Genomic DNA, 23,390 nt, shown 5'->3' with positions numbered 1-23,390 from the left:
ATGCCGCTCAAGGTCGTGTTCATGGGCACCCCGGATTTCGCGGTGCCGACCCTGGCCGAGATCGTCGGCGGCGGCCACGAGGTCGTGGCGGTCTATACCCGCGCGCCCGCGCCGGCGGGCCGCGGCATGGCCCTGCGGCCCTCGCCGGTCCAGGCGCTCGCCGAAAAGTTCGGGCTTCCCGTCCTGACCCCGACGAGCTTGCGCACCGAGGAGGCCGCCGAGACCTTCCGGTCTCACGAGGCCGACGTCGCGGTGGTGGTCGCCTACGGGATGATCCTGCCGCCGGCGATCCTCGACGCGCCGTCCCTCGGCTGCCTCAACCTGCATGCCTCGCTGCTGCCGCGCTGGCGCGGCGCCGCGCCGATCCAGCGCGCCGTGATGGCGGGCGACACGGAGACCGGCGTCGCGGTGATGCGGATGGAGCCGGGCCTCGATACCGGCCCGGTCGGCATGATCGAGCGGATGGGGATTACCCCCGACATGACCTCCGGCGAGCTTCACGACCGGCTGATGCCGCTCGGCGCGGACCTGATGGCGCGGGCGCTCGGCGCGCTGGAGCGCGGCAACCTGCAATTCCGGGCGCAGAGCGCGGAGGGCGTCGTCTACGCCCACAAGATCACCAACGAGGAGGCGCGGCTCGACTGGTCGCAACCCGCCCAGACCCTCCACGACCGGGTGCGCGGCCTGTCGCCGTTCCCGGGCGCCTACCTGATGGCCGATCTCGGCCGCGGGACGGAGCGGGTGAAGGTGCTGCGGGCCCGCCTTGCGGAAGGCTCGGGGGAGCCCGGCACGCTGTTGGATACCGCCGGCACGGTCGCCTGCGGCGAGGGCTGTTTACGCCTCGTCACCGTGCAGCCCGCCGGCAAGGGCGCGATGGCGTTCGCGGACTTCGCCCGCGGCCGGCAACTCGTGCCGGGCGCCCGCCTCGCCTGATGCCCCGCTACAAGCTCGTCGTCGAGTATGACGGCACCGCCTTCGCCGGCTGGCAGCGCCAGGCCGCCGACCGCTCGGTGCAGCAGGCGCTGGAAGAGGCGATCGCCCGCTTCGTCGGCGGCCCGGTGCGGGTCCACTGCGCCGGGCGCACCGATGCCGGGGTCCACGCGACGCATCAGGTCGTCCATCTCGACCTCGACAAGCCGTGGCGCACCGACACCGTGCGCGATGCCGCCAATGCCCATCTGCGGCCCGAGCCGGTGGCGGTGATCTCGGCCGTCGAGGTGGGCCCGGATTTCGACGCCCGCCACTCGGCGATCAAGCGCCATTACCGCTACCGCATCCTCAACCGCCGCTCCCCGCCTGCGCTGACCCGCGGCTTCGTCTGGCACGTCCCCTGGGCGCTCGATGCCGGGCCGATGCACGAGGCCGCGCAGCTGATGCTCGGCCGGCACGACTTCTCGGCCTTCCGGGCGGCGGAGTGCCAGGCCAACAGCCCGGTCCGCACCCTCGACCGGCTCGACGTGGCGCGGGAGGGCGAGGAGATCGTGGTCGTCACCGCGGCGCGCTCGTTCCTGCACCATCAGGTCCGCGGCATGGTCGGCACCCTGATGCTCGCCGGCGGCGGCCGGCTCACCCCGCAGGGCGTGCGCGACGTGCTCGATTCCCGCGACCGCACCCGATGCGGGCCGCTCGCGCCCTCGGGCGGGCTGACGCTGATCGGGGTGGATTATCCGGCGGAGCTGGCCTGACCTTGGGTCAGTGAGACGCTTGTCGGTCTCGGGCGTTTCTGACATCGTCGGCGATGCCGGAGCCGGACCACCGACCATGACCGCCGTCGCCTTCGATACCTATGCCATGGTCCGCCGCCTCAAGGCATCCGGCCTGTCGGAGGATCAGGCCGAAGCGATCACGGGTGCGCTGAGGGACGGGCGCGAGTCGGATCTGGCTTCGCTCGCGACCAAGGCCGATTTGCGGGAGACCGAGGTCGCGCTGCGGACGGACTTGCGGGAGGTCGAGGTCAGGCTGAAGGCAGACTTGCGAGAGACCGAGGCCGCACTGAAGGCAGACTTGCGGGAGGGTCTCTCTGCGCTGAAGACGGATTTGCGGGAAACCGAAAGTCGCCTGGACGCGAAAATCACGGATCTTTCCCACAAGGTCACAGACCTATCCCACCGCATGGATCTCAGCTCGGCGAGTGCCCAGGCCGAGATGAAGCTCCTCGAACAGCGGATGACCGTGAATCTCGGCGCCCTGGTCGCCGCCGGCATCGGCATCATGATCGCGGCTTTCCGCTACATGCCGCCCGCCGGCCATTGAGGGCTCCCGGGACGACCAGACGCCCGCTCACACCAGCGCATGCGCCGCACCCGCAAAGCCGAGGATCAGCCCGAAACAGGCGAGCGTGACCAGGGCCGCCGCCGGCCCCGGCAGGCCGAGGATCGCCCTTGCGGCGCGGCCGTGCAGCCACAGCATCACCACCGCGAAGGCGGCGGCCTCCAGCGCCGCGAGGCCCGGCGTCGCGAGGCCCAGCAGCAGCAGGAAGCCGGGCAGCGCCAGGGCGACGAGGCCCGCCGCCAGGAGCCAGTTGGTCACGACCACGAACGGCACGTAGGCCCGGGTCCGGCCGAGGCGGCGCAGGAGCGCGATCATCAGCAGGGGCACGGCCAAGAATGCAGCCGCCAGCCCGGCGATCAGCGCCACCGTGACGTGGTCGAGCTGGAACGGCGCCGTGCCAGTCCCGCGCTCCAGGAACAGGGCCACCGTCACCGTGGGCGCCGTGAGCCAGACCGCGCCGAAGGAGCGCCAGAACCCGCGCTCGCTCACGTCGAAATGGCGTAGAGCGTCGGGCCGCCGGCCGATCAGCCCGGCGGTACCGCGAAGGGAGCGGGTCACCTCGTCAGCGCTCACGAACATCGGCGGCCTCTCAGGTATCGAGGCCACCAGATTCAACTTTCGTCTAAGACCGGTCAAGCCTGACGCTGCGTCGCAGCGGCCTCGGGGAAATACGCGTCCAGCACCCGGCCGACGATCGCCGCCAGCCGGTCGAGGTCCGCCACCGCCACCCGCTCGTCGATCTGATGCATCGTCTGCCCGACGAGGCCGAACTCGATCACCGGGCAGGCATCCTTGATGAAGCGGGCATCCGAGGTGCCGCCGGTGGTCGAAAGGACCGGCCGGTGGCCGGTCTCGGCCTCGATCGCATCCGCGACCTGCTCCACGAAGGCGTCGGGCTTCGTCAGGAAGGCGACGGAATTGGTCGGGCGCAGGTCGAGGCTGTAGCGCACACGATTGCCGGCGGCTGCGGCGAGGCGACGTTCCAGCTCGGCGGCCAGGGTCTCGGGGGTCCAAAGGTCGTTGAAGCGGATGTTGAAGGTCGCCCGCGCCTCGGCCGGGATCACGTTGGTCGCCGGGTTGCCGACATCCATCGTGGTGAATTCGAGGTTGGAGGCGTCGAAATGAACGGTTCCGGCATCGAGCGGCGCGGCGAGCAGCCCCTGCGCCAAGCGCAGCAGGCCGGGGATCGGGTTCTCGGCCCGGTGCGGATAGGCGACGTGGCCCTGGACGCCGTGCACGACGAGGTCGCCGGTGAGCGAGCCGCGCCGGCCGATCTTGATCATCTCGCCGAGGGTATCGGGGTTCGTGGGCTCGCCGAGCAGGCAATGGCTGAACCGTTCGCCCTTCGCCCGGGCCCAGTCGAGGAGCTTGACGGTGCCGTTCACCGCCGGGCCCTCCTCGTCGCCGGTGATCAGGAAGGCGATGGCGCCGCCGAAATCCGGCCCGCGCCGGTCGAGGAAGGCCAGGACCGCCGCCAGCATGCAGGCGATGCCGCCCTTCATGTCGACGGCGCCGCGGCCGAACAGCTCCCCGCCCTCGATCACGGCGCCGAACGGGTCGTGGCGCCAGGCCACGGCATCGCCCGGCGGCACCACGTCGGTATGGCCGGCAAACAGCAGGCACGGCCCCTCGCCGATGCGGGCGTACAGGTTCTCGATGTCCGGCGTGCCGGTGTCCGAGAAGACCGGACGCTCCACCGCGAAGCCGGCCGCCGTCAGAATCCCGGCGAGATAGGCGAGCGCCCCGCCCTCGTGGGGCGTCACGGAGGGACAGCGGATCAGCCCCTGGGCCAGGCTGAGGGGGGAATGGGAATCGGTCACGGGCAGCCGGTGGTTCGAGGGCCTACGCAGTACCGGGAGCCCTAGCGCCGAACGCCGCGGATGAGAACCGCCGCCGTCGAGGGCCTTCCCCGCGCACCGCCGCTCGCTTAAATCGTCCCGGATGAGCGCACTCAGCCCCGACGAGATCGAACGCTACGCCCGCCACATCGTGCTGCGGGAGGTCGGCGGCCCCGGCCAGGTCCGCCTCAAGGCGGCCCGCGTGCTGGTGATCGGCGCCGGCGGTCTCGGGGCGCCGCTGATCCAGTACCTGGCGGCGGCTGGAATCGGCACGATCGGCATCGTCGACGACGACACGGTCTCGCTCTCGAACCTCCAGCGCCAGGTGATCCACGGCACGCCCGACATCGGACGATTGAAGGTCGAGAGCGCGGCGCAAGCCGTCGCCCGGCTCAACCCGCACGTCCGGATCGAGACCCACGCGACCCGGCTGACGCCGGACAACGCCGAAGACCTGATCGGGACTTATGACCTCGTCGCCGACGGCTCGGACAACTTTGCCACCCGCTACGCCGTCTCGGATGCCTGCTACCGCGCCCGCCGGCCGCTGGTGACCGCGGCGCTCGGCCAGTTCGACGGCTCGCTCACCACGATCCGCGCCCACGAGACCGGGGCGGACGGCACGCCGAACCCGACCTATCGCTGCCTGTTTCCGAGCCCGCCGCCGGCCGGCTCGGTCCCGACCTGCGCCGAGGCCGGCGTGCTCGGGGCGCTCGCCGGCCTGATGGGCTCGCTGATGGCGCTCGAGGTGATCCGCGCCGTCGCGGGCTTCGGCGAGCCGCTGGTCGGCCGCCTGCTGATGGTCGATGCGCGCTCCTTGCGCTTCGAGACGCTGTCCTATGCCTGGGATTCGGGGAACCCGCTGAGCGGGACGGACCGGTAAGGCCCGCCCCGGGACAAGTCAGGCCGCCCGGATCTCGCCCAGGAAGCCGTCGACCTCCCGCTTGACGGTCAACGACTGCGTCGCCAGGTCGGCGGCGGCCGAGAGCACCTGCGCGGCAGCGCCGCCGGTCTCGTCCGCCAGCGAGCGTACGCGGGCGACGCTGGCCGAGACGTCCTGGGTGCCGCGGGCGGCTTGCGTGGCGTTGCGGGAGATCTCCGCCGTCGCGGCGGTCTGCTCCACCACCGTGGCGGCGATGGCGCCGCTGATCTCGTTGAGCGCCGCGATCGTGCCGCCGATCTGCCGGATGGCGGTGCTGGCCCGGTCGGTGGCGGACTGGATCGCCGTGATCTGCCCACCGATCTCCTCGGTCGCCCGCGCCGTCTGCCCGGCGAGCTCCTTCACCTCGGCGGCCACCACCGCGAAGCCCCGTCCCGCCGCCCCGGCGCGGGCCGCCTCGATCGTGGCGTTGAGCGCGAGCAGGTTGGTCTGGCTGGCGATGGCCGAGATCGTGGTGACGGCGGCCCCGATCTGGGTCGCGGCGGTGCCGAGGCTCGCCATGGCGGCGTTGGTGGCCTCGGCCTCGGTCGCGGCGTGACCGGCGACCTCCCGCGAATGGACCACCTGGCGCTCGATCTCGCGCAAAGAGGCCACCATCTCCTCGGCCGCCGCCGCGACGGTCTGGACGTTGGCCGAGGTCTCCTCGGCGGCGCCGCTGGAGGCGACCGCCTGGGCGTTGGTGCCGTCGGCGACCTGGGTCATCGAGCGGGCGGTGGCGTCGAGTTCGGAAGCGGCCGAGGTGACGATCTCGAGCGAGCCGGCGACCCGCTGCTGGAAGGCGGTGATCAGGGTATCGACCCGGTCGGCGCGGCGCTGGCGGGCGGAAGCCTGCGCGGCCTGATCGGCCTCGAGCGCGATGCGCGCGACCGCGTTCCGGCGGAAGACCTCCACGGCGCGGGCCATCTCCCCCATCTCGTCGGTAGCGTCCCGCGACGGGACCGCGACGTCGGTCTCACCCGCGGCCAGGCGGCTCATCGCCCGGGTCATGCCGGCGATCGGACGGGTGATGCTGCGCCCGATCAGGAAGGCCAGGGCGGCGCTGATCGCCAGGATGAGGGTCAGGAGAACGACCTGCCCCTGCTTCGTCGAGGCCATCGTGGCGCTGCTGCGGCCGGCCATGTCCTGGAGCGCCGCATCGAGCTTGCCGCGCACCTCCGCGCCCGAGGCGGCGAGCCCCTCCGCCTTGGTCTTCAGGCTCTGCTCGTACAGGGCCTCGCTCTCGAGCATCGCCGAGGCGGCCGCCGTGATGTGGCGATTGAGGCGGTGCAGGCCCTCCTCGACGGTGCCGAGGTCCCGCCGCTGCGCCGGCGTGAGGTTCAGCGCCTTCAGCGTCGCGATCGTCGCCTCGGCCCGGGTGAAGTTCGCCGCCGAGAGGGTGCGGGTCTTCGGGTCGGTGGTCGCCAGGAAGCGCCAGTTCATGACCCGGAACAGCAGCAGCGTCCGCTCGATCTCCACCGCCTGGGCCAGGATCGCGTCGTCGTCGCCGCCGGACCGCAGCTGGGTGACGAGTGCGCCGGAGGCCTTGGTCAGGTCGTCGCCCGAGGTGTAGACGCCGGCCTTGTTCTCGCGGATCTCTGTGCCGAGCGCGATCAGCTTCGGCAGGTCCGCGGCGAGACGGTTCGCCTGGTCGCGCAGGCCGGCATAGAGTGCGCGCCGCTCCTCCGACAGGGCCCGCTGCATCAGGCCGTCGGCGAGCTGCATGACGTCCGACAGGCTGGACTGCATCCCGGTCGCCGCCTCCGGCGTCGGCGTCGTCCGGTACTTCAGGCTCTGGGCCAGGAAGCGGTCGGTCATGCCGTTCAACGTGTAGAGCTCGCGGGCGGCCCGCTCGAGCTGGGCCTTGGTCCGGAACGCGTCGTCGAGGCTGTCGGTCTGCCGATAGGCGAACCCGCCCATCACGGCTGCCAGGAGCGCCAGGAGCGTGAAGCCGCCGAACAAGCGTGCACGCAGGGGGAGTCGCATGGATTGGTTGCCCGCCCAGGGAATATCAGAAGCGTACGTTGCGTCATATTGTAAAAAATTCCGTAAATATTTCCGATTTTGTCGCAATAATTGACCTTATTCCCGTCAAAGAACTTACGTCATGATGCGGCGAAACCGACAATATCGCGAACCGACGACGCGTCCGCGCCATGGTAAATTTTCATATCGCATGATTCTTCATCAAACAACTCGAAGCATAATCGCCTCATTTTTCAGCTTTTCGCGCACCGGAGCGGCACACCCGGATACGGGATACGATCGGCGCGCGGCGCCTCGCGCGGTCCCGAAAGTCCGGCACCGCCGCATCGCGGACCCGTGGGACGATTGTCCGGACGATCCGTTCCGACGGCCGCATGAGAGCCCGTCCTGTCGCCGCGCGGCCACAGGACGGCCCGTTTCCTTTTCGCCTTCGTATCGTGGCCGTTCGAAAGCTTGACCGGGCTGCCCCCGCCCTGCCCCATGGCGTCACCGCAGGTGCAACAAGAACGCCGCGGGCGTTGTGGGGGAACGACGATGGGCAAGGGTTTCGGGCGCCTGCGCCGGGTGGGATGGGCGGCTGCGTGGCTCGCCGGCACGGCGCTCGCGGGCGTGCAGGGCGCCGCTGCACAAGGCATGGCAGGACTCGGCGGGGCAGGACTCGGCATGGCGGGACCCGGCGTGACCGGGCTCACGGTCTTCGGCGACAGCTACGCCGATACCGGCAACATCGTGCGCCTCACCGGCCGCCCCCTCCCCGCCCCTTACGTGAACGGCCGCTACTCCAACGGCGCCAACTTCGTCGACGGACTCCAGGCGATCTACGGCCTGCCGAGCGGTGCGGTGACCAACTACGCCGTCGGCGGCGCCCAGACCGGCACCGGCAATGTCAGCTCGCCCCTGCTGCCGGGCCTGACCCAGGAAGTGGCGGCGTTCCTGGCGAGCGGCCAGCGCCTCGGCCCCGGCAACCTCGTCGCCGTCAATATCGGCGGCAATGACGGCATCGCGGCGACGCTTTCGGGGCTCACCCCGGCGCAGGCCCCGTTCCTCGGCCGGGCCTCGGCGGCGAATGCCGTCGGCAGCGTCGGCCAACTCGTCGGCGCCGGCGCGCAGACGATCGTGTTCAACGGCTTCACCACCCTGAACGGCCTGCCGCGGGTGGCCGCATCCGGCAACGCCGCCGCGGGCGACCTCTTCGCGCGCAGCTACTTCGACGGGTTGCAGGCCGGCCTCGCGCCGTACGCGTCCGCCGGCACCCGGATCTTCCTCCTCGACAACGGCCAGATCTTCCAGCGCATCATCACCGATCCGGGCCGCTACGGCTTCACCAACGCCACGGCTCCCTGCGCCCTCGCCGCCGCCTGCATCACGGCGCCGAAGGCGGTGCAGAACACCTTCCTCTCCCTCGACGGCGTGCACCTGACCGAGGGCGGCTACCTCGTCCTGTCGCGCTACATGGCGAATGCCGTGGCGGCGCCGAACGGCATCGCCGCGCAGGCCGAACTCGGCCAGATCGGCACGACGAGCTTCGCCGGCGCCCTGCTCCAGCGCCTCGACGCCTACCGGCTCTTCGCGCCCGGTCCCGGCACGACAACGGGCGCCTTGTCGGCCTCCGGCGTCGCGCCCCTCGGCGCACCGGCGAGCCCGCTCATCGTGTGGGGCCAGGGGGGCTATGCCGGCGGCAGCCGGGCCACCCACGGTTTCGCCACCGGCTACGATTACGACAGCCCGAGCGGCACGATCGGCCTCGAAGCGACCCCCACCCCGGGCGTGCGCTTCGGCTTCGCCTTCAACTACGCCAACCCGCACGCGTCCTTGCGCGGCGGCGCCGGCTCGATCGACATCGACAGCTACGGCTTTGCCGCCTACGGCTCGTTCACGGGTCGGAACCTCTTCGCCGACGCGGTCCTGGCCTATGGCCGCCACGACTATTCCGTGACCCGCCCGGGCGTGATCGACCCGCTGACCGGCGCCACCGGCGGCGACAGCGTCGCGGTGGCGGCGAAGGCCGGCTACCTGTTCGACACCGTCGGCCCGGTCCGCCTCGGCCCGATCGTCGGCCTGACCTACGCCACCACCCGGGTCGGCGCCTATACCGAGCGCGGCGACCCGGTGCTGACGCAATCGGTCGGCACCACCGGCCTCGACTCGCTCGTCGGCCGCGCCGGCCTGCAGGTCCGCGCCGCGCCGTTCAGCCTGGTCGGCCTGCCGGTGCGCGCCTTCGTCAACGTCACCGCCGAGCACGAATTTTTGGACGGCGGCCGCACGCTGGTGACCTCGCTGACCTCGACCCCGCTCCTGCCGATCCTCACCCCGCTCGGCCGCGGGGCACGCGGCACCTACGGCCTCGCCGAGGCGGGTCTCTCCGCCGACGTGACGCCGGGGGTGAGCCTGACCTTGACCGGGGGGACCACCTTCGCCCGGACGGGTGGGGATGGGTATGCGGTGAATGGGGGGCTGACGATGCGGTTCTGAGCGGGCCGCCCGCGAACCGTGTTTCGGGCCCGAAAAGGGCTGGCCTCGATCTGACTCCGCGCGGCCCGGCCCCGGGCCGCAGGCCAAGGGCGCTGTGGCCGCCGCCCTCCCCTTCCTTGCCTTCTCGGCCCGCATCCCATAGCCGTCGCGGCATCACCCCCCGCCCCGTGAGCAGGAGCCCCGACGATGATCCCCCGCTACAGCCGGCCCGAGATGACGGCGATCTGGTCGCCGGAGACGCGTTTCCGGATCTGGTTCGAGATCGAGGCCCATGCCACGACCGCGCTCGCCGAACTCGGCGTGGTGCCGAAGGAGGCCGCCGCCACGGTGTGGGAGAAGGGCCGCGACGCGGTATTCGACGTCGCGCGCATCGACGAGATCGAGCGCGTCACCAAGCACGACGTGATCGCGTTCCTGACCCATCTCGCCGAGATCGTCGGGCCCGAGGCGCGCTTCGTCCACCAGGGCATGACCTCGTCGGACGTGCTCGATACCTGCCTCAACGTGCAGCTCGCCCGCGCTGCGGATCTCCTCATCGCCGATATCGACGGGCTGCTGGCCGCGCTCAAGCGCCGGGCCTTCGAGCACAAGCTGACCCCGACCATCGGCCGCTCGCACGGCATCCATGCCGAGCCGGTGACCTTCGGGCTCAAGCTCGCCCAGGCCTATGCCGAGTTCGAGCGCGCCCGCGCCCGCCTCGTCGCCGCGAAGGCCGAGGTCGCGACCTGCGCCATCTCGGGGGCGGTCGGCACCTTCGCCAATATCGACCCGCGGGTGGAAGAGTACGTCGCCGCGCAGATGGGGCTGACGGTCGAGCCGGTCTCGACCCAGGTCATCCCGCGCGACCGCCATGCGATGTTCTTCGCGGTGCTCGGCGTCGTCGCCTCGTCGATCGAGCGGCTGGCGATCGAGGTGCGCCACCTCCAGCGCACCGAGGTGCTGGAGGCCGAAGAATACTTCTCCGAGGGCCAGAAGGGCTCCTCGGCGATGCCGCACAAGCGCAACCCGGTGCTCACCGAGAACCTGACCGGCCTCGCCCGCATGGTCCGCGCCTATGCTCTCCCGGCGATGGAGAACGTGGCGCTCTGGCACGAGCGCGACATCTCGCATTCCTCGGTCGAGCGGATGATCGGCCCGGACGCCACCGTCACCCTCGATTTCGCGCTCGCCCGCCTCACCGGCGTGGTCGACAAGCTGCTCGTCTATCCCGAGCAGATGCAGCGCAACCTCGACCGGCTCGGCGGCCTCGTCCACTCGCAGCGGGTGCTCCTGGCGCTCACGCAAGCCGGCGTGTCGCGGGAGGACGCCTATCGGCTGGTGCAGCGCAACGCGATGCCGGTCTGGCGCGGCGAGGGCGACTTCCTCACCCTGCTCCAGGCCGACAAGGACGTGACCGCGGCGCTCAAGCCCGAGGCGATCGCCGAGTGCTTCGACCTCGGCTACCACCTCAAGCATGTCGACACGATCTTCCGGCGGGTGTTCGGCGAGGCGTAAGATGAAGGCCGGGCGCCGAGCGGCGGCGCCCGGCCACAGGGCCGACCTGCGAAAGGTGCAGGTCGGGCCGGACGGAAGACGCCGATCCGGCGACCTTGACGCCGCGATGCCGCGAGACAAGCTCTTACACCGAGGGAGCATCGGCGTGTCTCGCGAGGTGGCGGCGTGGTCCTCGATCATCTGCTGGAGACGGCGTTCTGCGTCAGCGGCCTGAGCGGCACCCTGACGGTGGCGACGGCGGGCGGGCGCCGCTTCAGGGCTGGCGACGGCGACGGCCCCGCGGCGGCGATCCGGTTCACGGATGCGGCCGCCGCGCGCGAGTTGCTCCTCGATCCCGAGCTGAAATTCGGCGAGCTCTACACCGACGGGCGCCTGGTGCTCGAATCCGGCAGCCTGCCGGAGCTGATGACGGTGCTGCTCGGGCGCAACCGCGGCGAGCCGGCCCTGCGGCAGGTGCGTGCGCTCGCCGCCCTGCGCCGCCTCGGTCGCCGCATCGCCGGCCGCAACACCTTGTTGCGCGCCCGCCGCAACGTCGAACGCCATTACGACCTCGACGATCGGCTCTACGCCCTCTTCCTCGATGCCGACCGTCTCTATTCCTGCGCCTATTACGCGAGGCCCGGGATGAGCCTGGAGGAGGCGCAAACCGCCAAGATGCGCCACATCGCGGCGAAGCTCCTGACCGGTCCCGGCCAGCGGGTGCTCGATATCGGCTGCGGCTGGGGCGCGCTCGCCCTCTACCTCGCGGGGGTGGCGGGATGCGCGTCGGTGCGCGGCATCACCCTCTCGGCCGAGCAGCACAGGGTGGCGCAGGCCCGGGCCGCGGAGCGGGGCCTGTCCGCCCGCGTGCGCTTCGCCCTCGAGGATTACCGGAGGCTCCACGGCACCTTCGACCGCATCGTCTCGGTCGGCATGTTCGAGCATGTCGGCCCGGCCCACTATGACGCCTTCTTCCGCACCGCGCATGACCGCCTCGCCGAGGACGGGGTGATGCTCCTGCACACGATCGGCCGCACCGGCGTGCCCTGGCCGACCAATCCGTGGATCACCCGCTACATCTTCCCCGGCGGCCACCTGCCGACCCTGTCGGAGATGATGCCGGCGATCGAGCGCGCCGGGCTGATGCTTGCCGACGCCGAAGTGTTGCGGCTGCACTACGCCGAGACCCTGAGCGCCTGGCGGAGTCGCTTCCTCGCCCATCGGGCGGAAGCCGCCGCGCTCTACGACGAGCGATTCTGCCGGATGTGGGAATGGTACCTGGCGAGCGCCGAGGCCGCCTTCCGCTACGAGGACGCGGTCGTGTTCCAGCTCCAGCTCACCCGCCGCAACGACGTGGTGCCGCTGACGCGGGACTACATCGCGGATGCCGAGGCGCGGCTGCGGCGGGCGGAGGAGACGACGGGAGAGACTGCACGGGAGGCAGGATGGGAGGCAAAGCCGACGCGCGCGACGGGGTGAAACGGCCCCGGACAGTCGCTCGCGCGGAGCCGCTCTCCCCCCTATTCCGGCTTGAGCCCCGAGCGCGCCTCGAGTTCCTGCAGGGTCCGGCGCGCCACGGTGGCGCCGGGCAGGCGGCGCTCGCGCTCGAAGCGGGCGATCGCCGCGCGGGTGCTCGGGCCGGCGATGCCGTCGACGGAGAGCGGGCCGTAGCCGAGCTTGACCAGGGCGCGCTGCGCGTAGGCGACCGCCTTGTCGGGCTTCGCCCCGGGGGCCGGTGCGGTGTGGAGCGCCGACGCCTTGACGGCCTCCTCCGCCCGCGCCTCCCGGACCGGCGCAGGAGGACTCTTCCCGGCAGCGACCTTCGTCGCCGTCTCCCTGGCAGGTTTCTCCTTCGCGGGGGCATCCCTGACGGACGCCTCCTTCGCCGGGGCCGGCTTGGCGGTTCTCGCGGATGCCGCCTTCGGACTGACCGAGGCGGTGGCGTGGTCCTCGCTCCGGATCAGTGCGCCGATCCCGTCCGGCTTTCCGGCCCGCGGGGCGGCTTCGCCCGAGGCGCGCGGCCCCGTCTCGTCCGGAGCGCGCGCCGCATCACTCGCGGCGCGCGGGGCGTCGGCCCGGGCCGTGGCGGTGGGGGAAGCCTTGTCGGCAGGCACGGGGGACGGCGCCTTGGCGAAGAGCGGCGCCGGATGGCGCCCGGTCTGGAAGCTCAGCGCGTTCGCCGCCACCGCCGCCACCGCCCCGAGGGCGAGGAGCCCGCCGACGATGCCGGCCGGGTGGCGCATGAGCCGGTCGGCCCGGACCCGCAGGCGGTCCAGGGGACCGGCGGGGCGCGGGGCGCTGCGGGGCGCACGCGGCGCCCGGGGAGCCGGCCGCGCGCGCGGCGCCGGACGCGACTCCGCCGTCAGCGCCAGGTCGGGATCGTGTCGCCGGGCTGTCGCCTCGACGGGTTTCCGGGCCGGCGCCTCGGACATCGCCTCTCCTTCCGGCTTCGATCGGTCCGCCTTGATGCCGTCTGCCTTGATGCCGTCTGCTCTCGGACCATCCGTTCCGGAACGGTCCGCCTTCGTTCGATCCGCCATCGATCGCCCCCCCTTGGCGCGGACCAGGGAAGGAAGGGCCGGAGGTGAATCGGACACGTCAGCCCGTCAGCCGCAGGGTGGGGGGCATCTCGTCGACGACGCTGCGCACGAGGGCGCCGGTCCGGATCGGCACCGGTGCGCCCGGGACGCCACGGCCGCCGCGGCAATCGAGCGGCAGGGTGACGACGACCCGGGTGCCGCAAGCCGGGCTGCTCTCGACGGCAAGCTCGCCGTGATGCAGGCCGACGAGGCCGCGTACCACCGAGAGCCCCAGGCCCGTGCCCTCGTGCGGGCGGCCATAGGCCGCGCCGGCCCCGAGCCCGGCCTGGAAGAACGGGTCGCCGAGGCGCGGCAGGTCGGCCTCGGCGATGCCGATGCCCGTATCGACCACCGCCATCTCGACCCGGTCGAACACCCGGCGCACCGAGAGCACCACCTCGCCGCCGCGCGGCGTGAACTTCACGGCGTTCGACAGGAGGTTGATCAGCATCTGCCGGCAGGCGCGGGCATCGGCCGTGACCTCCGGCAGGTCGGCGGCGACCTCGCGCCGCAGGCGCACGCCGCCCTGGTCGGCGCGGATCTGCATCAGGTCGCAGACGCCGCGGGCGAGGCCGCCGAGGTCGAACGGCTCGGGCGCGTAGTCGAAGTTGCCGCTCTGGATCCGCGACATGTCGAGGAGTCCGTTCACCACCTCGAGCAGGTGCTGGCCGGAGGAATGGATGATGCCGGCATATTCCCGCCGCCGCTCGGGCCCGAGCGCCAGGGTCGATTCGGCCTCCAGCATCTCCGAGAAGCCGATGATGGCGTTGAGCGGTGTGCGCAGCTCGTGGCTCACGGTGGCGAGGAAGCGGCTCTTGACCTCGTCGGCGCGCTCGGCCGCGGCCCGGGCCTGGTCGAGCTCCTCCGCCCGGCGCCTGTGCTCCGAGACGTCGCGGGTCACCGCGACCACGGCGGCCTCGCCGGCGGCCGGCCGCATCGCGCCCGGCACCCGGTGGGCCCGCATCTCGGCCCAGATCACCCGGCCGGCCTCCCCCGCCTCGCCGGCGGCGTGCAGGCGGAACTGCACCGTCACCGGCTGGGCCTGGCCGGCGGCGTCGCTGAGCGCGGTCAGGAAGGCCGGCCGGTCGGAGACGTGGACGCGGTTGAACAGGCCGCGGCCTTCCAGCGCATCCGGCACCGTCCCGGCGAGCGACCGGGCGGCCGGGCTCGCCTGCAGCACGCTGCCGTTGCGGTCGTGCCAGGTCACGAGGTCGTCGATGGCGTCGAGGAGCAGCGCGTCGCGCAGGGAGGCGGCGTTCAGCCGGTCGCTCCAGCGCCCCTCGCGGCGGACATGCTCGACGGAGAGCGCCAGCACGTGGCAGATCGCCGTGATGGCGAAGACCGGCATCGCGAGCGCCGCGGACCAGGCGAAGACGCCGACGCCCGGGGCGGGTTCGATCACCGCCACGGCCAAAGCCCCCAAAGCCGCGAAGACGGCCGCCACCACGGCGGCGCGATGCGAGCCGGCGAGCAAAGCCTCGACCGGGATCATCACCAGCCAGATCGCAGCCGCGGAGGTCGGCCCGCCGGTGAGGCTCGCCAGGCAGACCACGAGCCCGGTGAGCGCCGCCGAGGACAGGCCGTGGGCGAGCGTGAGGTTGCCGGTGCGCGCCAGCAGCAGGGCTGCGACCACCGGAAGCACCAGGCAGGAAGCCACCGCCGCCTCGACCAGCGTCGGGACGCCGCGCCAGAGGAGATAGGGCGGCAGCATCGCCATCAGCACGGCGCCGGTGGCGAGCCGGGAGATCAGGAACCGCTCGTGGCGGGCCCGCTCGGCCGGGTCGCCCGCGACCGAGTCGTGGACGAGGCCCGTCAGACGGGCATCGATCAGGGACGCAAAGGCACTGTTGATACGCACACCGCCACGCCAGCGCGGGAGACCTCGCGGCCCCGGCGCCCCTACACTGCGAACTGTCCAAACCCTCGCAGAGCCGGCTTAAACGAACGTTAGAGCGCGCCGATGCCGGGATTCTTGTCCACCGGTGGCGTCGCCCCGGTCGCATCTGCGCGGGCGCGACCTCAGCCCCTACCCGGTCATGGCTTCCGTCTCGTACCCGGCGCGGCCCAGCGCCTGGGCCACGTCGAGGGCCTGGGCGTCGGTGACGATCGCGACCCGGCCGGCCTCCAGGTCCACGCTCACCCGCGCCGCCGGGTCGAGGCGCTGGACCGCCTTCGTCACCGCCGCGACGCAGCCCTGGCAGGTCATGCCCTCGACCTTCATCAACAGCTCCATCCGCTCGCCGGACCGATCCGTCATCTTGACTCTCCCTTCCGCTGCGGCGCACCAGGGCCGCGCAAGCCATCTCGGGTAGAGCGGCATTCCGGACAAGGGTCCCGCGAAAACCGTGGGCAGCCCGAGGCGGAGTCTTGCGAGTATTCGGCACCTCGGCGACAACCGGGGCAGGCTGGATTTCGCGGAACCCGGCCTGTCCTCGGCGCGTAAGAGGAATCGCGATGGCCCTCATCACCGGCCGGCGCGCCGGCGGGTCGTCGGTGGGCCGGATTGCCCTCAGCCTCTCCGTCCTCCTGGCGAGCGGGATCTGCCTCGCGGTCGCCTTCCTGTCCGCGCCCCTCCTCGGGGCCGTGGCCGGAGCGGCTTTGGCGGCGGCCGCCCTCGGCGGGATGGCCACCGCGCTGGCCTGGCGCCGCGCCGGCCGCCTCGCCCGCCAGGTCGAGACGCTGTCGGGCGAGATCGACGGATTGTCGCGCCGCCTGCTGACCCTGGAGCAGCGGGAGGCGCCGGCCGCGCCGGTGGCGAACCTGGAGAGCGGCCTGTCCGAGGTCACGGCCGAGATCGGCCTGCTCGGCGGCATCGTGCGCGAACTCGCCATGGCGGTGGCCACCCAGGACGAGGATCTGAGCCTCCTCAAGGCCAGGCCGTCCGCCGGGGCTCCGCCCGCTGCGTCAGCCCCCGTCCAGGCTCCGCTGCCGATGCAGGCGCCCCCGGTTCAGGCCGCCTCGGTTCCGTATCCGTCGGCGCCACCCTATGGGGCGGCGGCGATGCCGGCGGCGGCATCACCGCACGCCTATGGCGCGGCCCCCACCTTCGCGCCCGCGCCGTCGGCCCCCCAACCCGTGCAGGCCGCCCCGTCCCGGCCAACCGAGTCCGCCCCCCCGCCGCCAGCTGCCGCCTCGGTGCCTTCGTCAGCGTCTTCGTCGGCCCCCTGGGCCTCCGACCCGATCCTGCCGCGGGAGGCCGTCCCGGCACCGCGCCGGCCCTTCGTGCCCGAGCCCGCGATCGAGGCCCGGCCGGAGGCCGAGATCCTCGCTGCCCTGAACGACGGCCTTGAGATCCACCTGCAGCCGATCGTCAGCCTGCCGCAGCGCAAGGTCGCGTTCTACGAGGCGCTGGCGCGCCTGCGCGTCGGCGATGCCCTCCTGTCCCCGGCGGAATTCGTGCGGGTGCTCGAGCGGCATGGGCGCACCACCGAGCTCGACCGGCTGATGCTCGCCCGCGTGACGGCGATCGGCCAGCACCTCGCCTCCCGCGGCAGCGAGACGCCGGTGGCCTACGCCCTGTCGCCGGGCTCGTTGTTCGAGCCGGGCTTCCTGCGGGCGGTCGGCCGCCTGATCGACCTGCACCCTGAACTGGCCGGCCGGCTGATCCTGGCGCTGCCGCAGCGCAGCTGGCGCAGCCTCGACGCCGAGCAGGCGAGCGCGTTGCGCTCCTTACGCGAGCGGATCGGGCTGGCGGTCGACCGGGTGACGGATCCGCGCCTCGACGCCGCGGCGTTGGCCTCCTGCGGGGCGAGCTACGCCAAGATCGGCGTCGACATGCTGCTGAGCGAGCACGGCGCGGCGATGGCCCTCGGGCTCGCCCGGTCCGGGATCCGGCTGGTGGCGGAGGGCGTCGAGCGCGAGACCGACGTGCCTGACCTGATCGATCTCGACCTGCCGCTGGCGCAGGGCATCGTGTTCTCGCCCCCCCGCATCGTGCGGCCCGAGGTGCTCTCGCCCCCCGCCCCGCCGGCCCCCGAGCCCGAGCCGACCCCGCCGGCCGACGACCCGCAGCCCCCGGTGCGCCGCGCCTTCCGGGACGTGCTGCGAAGAGCGGTGTGACGGCTGACGAAGCGGTAGCGGCGCATCCGCGTTGGGCCTAGCATCGGGGACCCTCGCAGCAGACAAGGCCCCCGATGTCGGACCCCATCGCCCGCCGGATCGCCCAAGGCGCGGGCCGCGAGCCCGCCGATCTGGTGATCCGCGGCGCCCGCCTCCTCGACCTCGTCACCGGCGATCTGGTGGAGACCGACATCGCGGTCTGCGGCGATACGGTGGTGGGGACCTACGGCCGCTACGAGGGCGCGCGGGTGATCGAGGCCAAGGGGCGCATCGCCGTCCCGGGCTTCATCGACACCCATCTCCACATCGAATCCTCGCTCATCACCCCGCATGAATTCGACCGCTGCGTGCTGCCGCACGGGGTCACGACGGCGATCTGGGACCCGCACGAACTCGCCAACGTGCTCGGCAAGGCCGCCTTCGACTATGCGCTCGCGGCCTCGGGCGAGACGATCATGGACATCCGGGTCCAGCTCTCCTCCTGCGTGCCGGCGACCGACCTCGAGACCTCCGGCGCGCGGATCGAGGCCGCCGACCTCGCGGCCTATCGCGACCATCCCCGGTCGCTGGGGCTGGCCGAGTTCATGAACTTCCCCGGCGTGGTCGCGGCCGACCCCGGATGCCTGGCGAAGCTCGCGGCCTTCGCCGGCCGCCATGTCGACGGCCACGCACCGCTCCTGTCGGGCCGTGCGCTCAACGCCTATGCCGCCGCCGGCATCCGCACCGACCACGAGGCGACGAGCGCCGAGGAGGCGCTGGAGAAGATCCGCAAGGGCATGACGGTGCTGATCCGCGAGGGCTCGGTCTCGAAGGACCTGCACGCGCTCGGCCCCCTCCTCACCGAGCGGACGGCACCGTTCCTCGCCTTCTGCACCGACGACCGCAACCCCCTCGACATCGCCGAGGAAGGCCATCTCGACCACCTGATCCGCACCGCGATTTCGCTGGGCGTGCCGCCGCTCGCGGCCTATCGCGCCGCCTCGCTCAGCGCGGCCAGCGCCTTCGGGCTCGGCGACCGCGGCATGATCGCGCCGGGCAAGCGGGCCGACATCGTGCTCCTCGACGATCTGGAGACGTGCGCGGTCTCCGCCGTGATCGCGGCCGGCCGCCTCGTCGACGAGGCCCTGTTCGCCACCCGCACCGTCACGCCGCCCCCGGGCCGGAACAGCGTGCGGGCCGAACCGGTGACCGCCGCCGACCTCGCCGTGCCGGTGCCCATGGGCGAGACCTCGGTGATCGGCGTGGTGCCGGGCCGGATCATCACCGAGCACCGGCGCCTGACCCTCGGCGGCGTGCCGGACCTCACCCAGGATGTGGCGATGGTGGCGGTGGTGGCGCGCCACGGCACGCGCAGCATCGGCCGCGGCCTGGTGCAGGGCTTCGGGCTCAGGCGCGGCGCCATCGCCTCCTCGGTCGGGCATGACAGCCACAATCTCTGCGTCGTCGGCGCCGACCCGGACGCCATGGCGCGGGCGATCGACCGCCTGATCGATCTGCAGGGCGGCTTCGTGGTCGCGGACGAGAGCGGCATCCTGGCCGAATTGGCGCTGCCGATCGCCGGCCTGATGAGCGACTGGACCTTCGAGGCGGTGCGCGACGCGCTGCCGCCCCTGCGCGAGGCGGCCCGGCGGCTCGGCTGCACCCTGCCCGAGCCGTTCCTGCAGGTCGCCTTCCTGCCGCTGCCGGTGATCCCGCACCTGAAGATCACCGATCGCGGCCTCGTCGACGTCGACCGGATGATGATCCTGTGAACGCCGTCCTGTTCGGAAACCATTCCACGGGCAGAGGCTCGAGCAGGGTGTAATCGATTTCACGGAAGACGTTGCGTTCGGGACGCAGCGCCTTTAAGCCCGAACGGACCTCCCGCTGCGATGCAGCAAGGGAGAGGCGGGCAGGGGGCAGGCATGGCCGAGATGATCCGCGCAACGCATCCGGGCGAGGTGGCGATCCTGGACGGGATCGCCGACGTCGCATCCGGCTTCGACCTGATCCTGTGCGACGTCTGGGGCGTGCTGCACGACGGCGTCCATGCCCATCGCGGCGCGAGCGAGGCGCTGACGCGCTTCCGCGCCCTGCCGGGTGCGCGGCCCCGCCGGGTGGTACTGCTCTCGAACGCGCCGCGGCCGGGGCAGTCCGTGCAGGGGATGCTCGACGCGTTCGGCGTGCCGCGCACCGCCTACGACGCCATCGTCACCTCGGGCGACCTCACCCGCCGGCTGATGGCGGAGCGGGCCTCGGCACCGATGCATCATCTCGGGCCCGACCGCGACCTGCCGATCTTCGACGGCCTCGACCTCGCCCGCGGCGGGCCGAACGAGGCCGCCCACGTCGTCGTCACCGGCCTCCTCGACGACGAGGTCGAGACGGCGGCGGATTACCGCGGCGTGCTCGAACCCTGGGCCGCCCGCGGCGTGACCCTGATCTGCGCCAATCCCGACCTCGTGGTCGAGCGCGGCGACCGGCTGATCCCCTGCGCGGGCGCCGTCGCGGCGCTCTACGAGGAGATGGGCGGTGCGGTGGTCTATGCCGGCAAGCCGCACGTCCCGGTCTACGAGGCGGCATTGGCGACGGCGCAAAGCCTCGACGACGGCGCTCCCCTCCCCCGCGACCGGGTGCTTGCCGTCGGCGACGCGATCCGCACCGACATCGCCGGCGCGCGGGCCTTCGGCATCGCCTCGCTGCTGGTGGCGCGCGGCATCCACGCCGAGGAACTCGGCGTCGCGGCGGGCGCGCCGATCGGCGACATCGCCCATTGGCTCGAGGCGCAGGCCGTGCACCCGGACGGCGTGATCGACCTGCTGCGCTGGTAGCGACGGCGAAGGACCGAGGCGCGGCCCAAGCGGATTTCGCAAAAGCGGGCACCGGTTTTGCAAAAAAATCTGCGACAAAACAACGATCCAAGCGGTCGGCGCGTTGGCCTGCCAACGCGCCGACCGCTTGGGCCGCATCCCGGTTTCGCCCGTCCTGAAGGACGGGATGTCAGGAGAACAGGGCGTCGATCGCGTCCTGCGGGGTCGCCGGCCCCTTGAGCTGCGGGCCGTTGAGCAGGAGCTTCTCGGCACGGGCCTTGCGGCGGGCTTCCTCCGGGTCGTGCTCGGCCTCGCCGTCGCGCACGTTCACCACGGTGGAGAATTGCGAGAGGCGCTTCTCGAGTTGCCCCAAGGCCTCCACCACCTTGGAGATGCGCTGGCCGGTAATGTCCTGGAACGTGCAGGCCTCGAAGATGTCGCCGATATGCGCCTCGACCTGGCGGCGGTACTCCGGGAGGGTCTTGGCCTCGATGGCCATCATCGCCTCGGCCGATTCCATGATCCGGTTGGTGGCGCTCGCGGTGGCGGCGACGACGCTGCCGAGCTCGTCATGCGCCATCGGGATGCGGTCGCGGGTCAGTTCCTGGGCCCGCAAAGCGGCGATGCCCCGCTTGAGCTTGGTGATGTAGTCGGCGATCTCGAGCAGCTCGCTCACGGGGATCGCCCTGTCCGCCGGTTCGGCCTTGGTCACGCGAGCCACGGGCTCCTGGCCTCCCAGCAGTCGGTTGAGGGCGGATCGCGGCCCCGCCGTCATCTGCCTGAGCACGTGATCCCTCCCCGCGCGTGGGTTGTTCTCGAATCGGATCTCCCGGGACCGGGCGTTCCGGGTGCGGGTCTTCTGCTGCAGTCCGGGACACGCGGCATCGAGGCCGAAGCCCGGCGATCCGGCGCGGGAGGCGCGGCTGGCCTTATCAGACCTGGCCGCCCGCTTCCCGCGCCCGAAAGGCGCCGCCCCGTCACCGAGCCGGCGAGATCAGGCGCCGCAGACCGCCTCGATCTTGGTCTTCAGCGTCTGGGCGTTGAACGGCTTCACGATGTAGTTGTTCACGCCGGCCTTCTTCGCCGCGATCACGTTCTCGGTCTTCGACTCGGCGGTGACCATGATGAACGGCGTGGTGCGCAGGGCGTCGTCGGCCCGGACATGGCGCAGCAGCTCGTACCCGGTCATCGGCTCCATGTTCCAGTCGGAGATGACGAGACCGTATTTCTTGTTCTTCAGCTTCGCCAGGGCGCCGGTGCCGTCGGAGGCATCGTCGACGTCCTCGAAGCCGAGCTGCTTCAGCAAGTTGCGGATGATGCGGACCATCGTCTGGTAATCATCCACGACGAGGATCGGCATGCCGAGGTCGAGTGCCATGGCTTACGGCTCCGTTCGCGGGCGCGACGCATCCCCGTGCGCGACGAACCCCGCTTGGATCATCAGGGGAAGCACCGGGCGGCGCTTCTGGTCTAGGCTTGTAAATCCACCCCCTTGAGAAGGGGTTAACCCGCCGACGACCGGCTCGACCCATCCCCGCCGCGCAGAAAGCCGCCTCCTTCCCCTCTGTCCTTCTTGCAGGTCGCCGGCTCTCCCGATCTCCCGCGCGCGGGGCTTCGGCCCCGCGGCTTGACCCACGGAGCGGATTTCGACAGGGTCCGGCCGCCTTCGCAAGCCCCCTGCCTCCTTCGCCAGCCAAGGACCGTTGATGCCGCGCGACGAGACTGCCCCGCGCCCCGTCGCGTCGCCCTTCCCGGTCCATCGCGACGGCGAGCCGGTGCCGGCGGGCCTGAACGGGGCCGTCGCGGCTCTGGGGAATTTCGACGGCATCCACCAGGGCCACCGCGCGCTCATCGCGGCGGTGCGCGAGATGGCGGCCGATCTCGGCCGGCCGAGCGCCGTCGTCACCTTCGAGCCTCATCCCCGCGCCTTCTTCTCTCCCGATACGGCGATGTTCCGCCTCACCGGCGAAGGCGAGAAGCTGGCGGTGCTGCGCCGCTTGGGCATCGACGGGGCCTTCGTGCGCCGGTTCGACGCGAGGCTTGCCGGCACCGGGGCCGCCGCCTTCGTGGCCGACACCCTCAAGGGCGAGCTCGGCCTGTCGGGCGTGGTGATCGGGCACGATTTCCATTTCGGCCGCGGCCGCGAGGGCACGCCCGCGATGCTGGAGGCGCTGTGCGCCGAGAACGGCCTCGCCTGTCGGATCGTGCCGGCGGTGGCCGCGGGCGGCGGCGAGGCGCCGGTCTCGTCGAGTGCGATCCGGGCGGCCCTGGAGGCGGGCGACATCGCCACCGCCAACCATCTGCTGGGCTACCGCTGGTTCGTCGAGGGCGAGGTGCGTCACGGCGACAAGCGCGGCCGCACCCTCGGCTTCCCGACCGCCAACGTGGCGCTCGATGCCTGCGCGCTCGCCCACGGCATCTACGCGGTGCGGGCCCGCCTCGCGGATGGCCGCGTCTGCGACGGCGTGGCGAGCTACGGCCGCCGCCCGACCTTCGACGACGGCGCACCGCTCCTCGAGACCTATCTGTTCGACTTCTCCGGCGACCTCTACGGCGAGCGCATCGCGGTCGAGTTCGTCGGCTTCCTCCGCGGCGAGGCGCGGTTCGACAGCGCCGAGGCCCTGGTGGTGCAGATGCACGCCGACGCCGCCGAGGCCAAGCGGAGGCTGGCCGAGGACCGCACGCCCTCGATGCTGGGGTGACCGGGCCGGGGTGAAACGGGGGTGAGGTCGCGGGCTATTCCGGGATGAACTCGCGGATCGGCGCCTCGGTGTCGATGCCCCGCTCGCGCGGGCGCTTCACCCGCCGCGCCGGGCCCTTCTCCTCGTCGGGGATCAGCAGCGGGTCGGTCGGCGTGACGGACCCGGTGGCGTCGATGTCCTCCGGCACCGGCCGCGGCGGCGCGCGCAGCTCGCGGGCGACGGCCGGGGCGGCGAGGAGCGCGGCGAGGGCGAGGGCGGGAAGCAGGATCCGCATGGCAAAGCTCCGGATTCACTGAGCCTGTCCG

Annotated in this window: 20 protein-coding genes; 11 read left to right on the top strand and 9 right to left on the bottom strand. The window is 72.1% G+C overall.

The window, feature by feature from the left end; translation table 11 throughout:
• The 3 genes from fmt (at nt 1) to HBB12_RS13325 (ending at nt 2,253) form a co-directional block, all read left to right on the top strand.
• Nucleotides 1–933: a methionyl-tRNA formyltransferase gene (gene fmt, locus HBB12_RS13335; protein WP_236989784.1), complete on the top strand. Its 933-nt coding sequence runs from the start codon at nt 1–3 to the stop codon at nt 931–933.
• On the top strand, nt 933–1,685 hold the full coding sequence (gene truA / locus HBB12_RS13330; protein ID WP_236989783.1) for a tRNA pseudouridine(38-40) synthase TruA: 753 nt from the start codon (nt 933–935) through the stop codon (nt 1,683–1,685). Before fmt ends, truA begins: the two co-directional genes overlap by 1 nt.
• 76 nt (nt 1,686–1,761) lie before the next feature.
• Nucleotides 1,762–2,253: a coiled-coil domain-containing protein gene (locus tag HBB12_RS13325; protein ID WP_236989782.1), complete on the top strand. Its 492-nt coding sequence runs from the start codon at nt 1,762–1,764 to the stop codon at nt 2,251–2,253.
• Between the two features lie 27 nt (nt 2,254–2,280).
• Here HBB12_RS13325 and HBB12_RS13320 read toward each other — a convergent pair whose 3' ends face one another.
• Both HBB12_RS13320 and dapE read right to left on the bottom strand, forming a co-directional pair.
• Nucleotides 2,281–2,850: a hypothetical protein gene (locus tag HBB12_RS13320; RefSeq protein WP_236989781.1), complete on the bottom strand. Its 570-nt coding sequence runs from the start codon at nt 2,848–2,850 to the stop codon at nt 2,281–2,283.
• A gap of 53 nt (nt 2,851–2,903) precedes the next feature.
• Nucleotides 2,904–4,091, bottom strand: coding sequence for a succinyl-diaminopimelate desuccinylase (dapE, locus tag HBB12_RS13315; protein ID WP_236989780.1), 1,188 nt, complete (start codon nt 4,089–4,091; stop codon nt 2,904–2,906).
• A gap of 121 nt (nt 4,092–4,212) precedes the next feature.
• On the opposite strand from dapE, the gene HBB12_RS13310 reads away from it, so the two are divergent.
• Complete coding sequence (locus HBB12_RS13310; protein WP_236989779.1) at nt 4,213–4,992, top strand: HesA/MoeB/ThiF family protein; 780 nt, start codon at nt 4,213–4,215, stop codon at nt 4,990–4,992.
• An 18-nt stretch (nt 4,993–5,010) separates the two neighbouring features.
• Here the strand turns inward: HBB12_RS13310 and HBB12_RS13305 are convergent, their stop codons facing one another.
• Nucleotides 5,011–7,011 carry a methyl-accepting chemotaxis protein gene (locus HBB12_RS13305; RefSeq protein ID WP_236989778.1) on the bottom strand — a complete coding sequence of 667 codons (2,001 nt, stop codon included), beginning with the start codon at nt 7,009–7,011 and terminating at the stop codon, nt 5,011–5,013.
• A gap of 534 nt (nt 7,012–7,545) precedes the next feature.
• Between HBB12_RS13305 and HBB12_RS13300 the strand changes: the two genes are divergently transcribed.
• From HBB12_RS13300 to HBB12_RS13290, 3 genes are all read left to right on the top strand, one after another.
• A complete protein-coding gene (locus HBB12_RS13300) occupies nt 7,546–9,483 on the top strand; it encodes an autotransporter domain-containing protein (protein ID WP_236989777.1) in 1,938 nt (645 codons plus the stop codon).
• Nucleotides 9,484–9,669: 186 nt separating this feature from the next.
• Nucleotides 9,670–10,977, top strand: a complete 1,308-nt coding sequence (purB, locus tag HBB12_RS13295) for an adenylosuccinate lyase (RefSeq protein WP_236989776.1) — start codon at nt 9,670–9,672, stop codon at nt 10,975–10,977.
• 165 nt (nt 10,978–11,142) lie between these two features.
• Entirely contained in the window at nt 11,143–12,435 is a 1,293-nt protein-coding gene (locus HBB12_RS13290) for an SAM-dependent methyltransferase (protein WP_236989775.1), read from the top strand.
• A 41-nt stretch (nt 12,436–12,476) separates the two neighbouring features.
• Here HBB12_RS13290 and HBB12_RS13285 read toward each other — a convergent pair whose 3' ends face one another.
• The 3 genes from HBB12_RS13285 to HBB12_RS13275 form a co-directional block, all read right to left on the bottom strand.
• On the bottom strand, nt 12,477–13,388 hold the full coding sequence (locus HBB12_RS13285) for a peptidoglycan-binding domain-containing protein (protein ID WP_236989774.1): 912 nt from the start codon (nt 13,386–13,388) through the stop codon (nt 12,477–12,479).
• A 166-nt stretch (nt 13,389–13,554) separates the two neighbouring features.
• Nucleotides 13,555–15,393, bottom strand: a complete 1,839-nt coding sequence (locus HBB12_RS13280) for a sensor histidine kinase (protein WP_236989773.1) — start codon at nt 15,391–15,393, stop codon at nt 13,555–13,557.
• A 168-nt stretch (nt 15,394–15,561) separates the two neighbouring features.
• Nucleotides 15,562–15,792, bottom strand: coding sequence for a heavy-metal-associated domain-containing protein (locus tag HBB12_RS13275; RefSeq protein ID WP_236989772.1), 231 nt, complete (start codon nt 15,790–15,792; stop codon nt 15,562–15,564).
• 197 nt (nt 15,793–15,989) lie between these two features.
• On the opposite strand from HBB12_RS13275, the gene HBB12_RS13270 reads away from it, so the two are divergent.
• The 3 genes from HBB12_RS13270 (at nt 15,990) to HBB12_RS13260 (ending at nt 20,404) form a co-directional block, all read left to right on the top strand.
• Complete coding sequence (locus tag HBB12_RS13270; protein WP_236989771.1) at nt 15,990–17,594, top strand: EAL domain-containing protein; 1,605 nt, start codon at nt 15,990–15,992, stop codon at nt 17,592–17,594.
• A gap of 74 nt (nt 17,595–17,668) precedes the next feature.
• Nucleotides 17,669–19,345, top strand: coding sequence for an adenine deaminase (ade, locus tag HBB12_RS13265; protein WP_236989770.1), 1,677 nt, complete (start codon nt 17,669–17,671; stop codon nt 19,343–19,345).
• Between the two features lie 153 nt (nt 19,346–19,498).
• Nucleotides 19,499–20,404, top strand: a complete 906-nt coding sequence (locus HBB12_RS13260; RefSeq protein WP_236989769.1) for a TIGR01459 family HAD-type hydrolase — start codon at nt 19,499–19,501, stop codon at nt 20,402–20,404.
• A gap of 169 nt (nt 20,405–20,573) precedes the next feature.
• On the opposite strand, the gene HBB12_RS13255 is transcribed toward HBB12_RS13260, so the two are convergent.
• Together HBB12_RS13255 and HBB12_RS13250 are read right to left on the bottom strand one after the other, a co-directional pair.
• Nucleotides 20,574–21,095, bottom strand: a complete 522-nt coding sequence (locus HBB12_RS13255; RefSeq protein ID WP_236989768.1) for a protein phosphatase CheZ — start codon at nt 21,093–21,095, stop codon at nt 20,574–20,576.
• Nucleotides 21,096–21,377: 282 nt separating this feature from the next.
• Nucleotides 21,378–21,761 (bottom strand): response regulator, encoded by a 384-nt coding sequence (locus tag HBB12_RS13250; RefSeq protein WP_203155475.1) that lies wholly within the window; start codon nt 21,759–21,761, stop codon nt 21,378–21,380.
• 328 nt (nt 21,762–22,089) lie between these two features.
• Here HBB12_RS13250 and HBB12_RS13245 point away from each other — a divergent pair, with 328 nt between their 5' ends.
• The gene (locus HBB12_RS13245) at nt 22,090–23,085 is read left to right on the top strand and encodes a bifunctional riboflavin kinase/FAD synthetase (protein WP_236989767.1); all 996 of its coding nucleotides are present in this window, start codon (nt 22,090–22,092) and stop codon (nt 23,083–23,085) included.
• A gap of 34 nt (nt 23,086–23,119) precedes the next feature.
• Here the strand turns inward: HBB12_RS13245 and HBB12_RS13240 are convergent, their stop codons facing one another.
• Nucleotides 23,120–23,359, bottom strand: a complete 240-nt coding sequence (locus HBB12_RS13240; RefSeq protein ID WP_236989766.1) for a hypothetical protein — start codon at nt 23,357–23,359, stop codon at nt 23,120–23,122.
• Nucleotides 23,360–23,390 lie beyond the last annotated feature (31 nt).

It is taken from the genome of Methylobacterium sp. SyP6R (assembly GCF_019216885.1).
Lineage (GTDB): Bacteria > Pseudomonadota > Alphaproteobacteria > Rhizobiales > Beijerinckiaceae > Methylobacterium.
The sequence above is the reverse complement of the archived record's forward strand: the minus strand, read 5'-3'. Positions and strand labels throughout refer to the sequence as shown.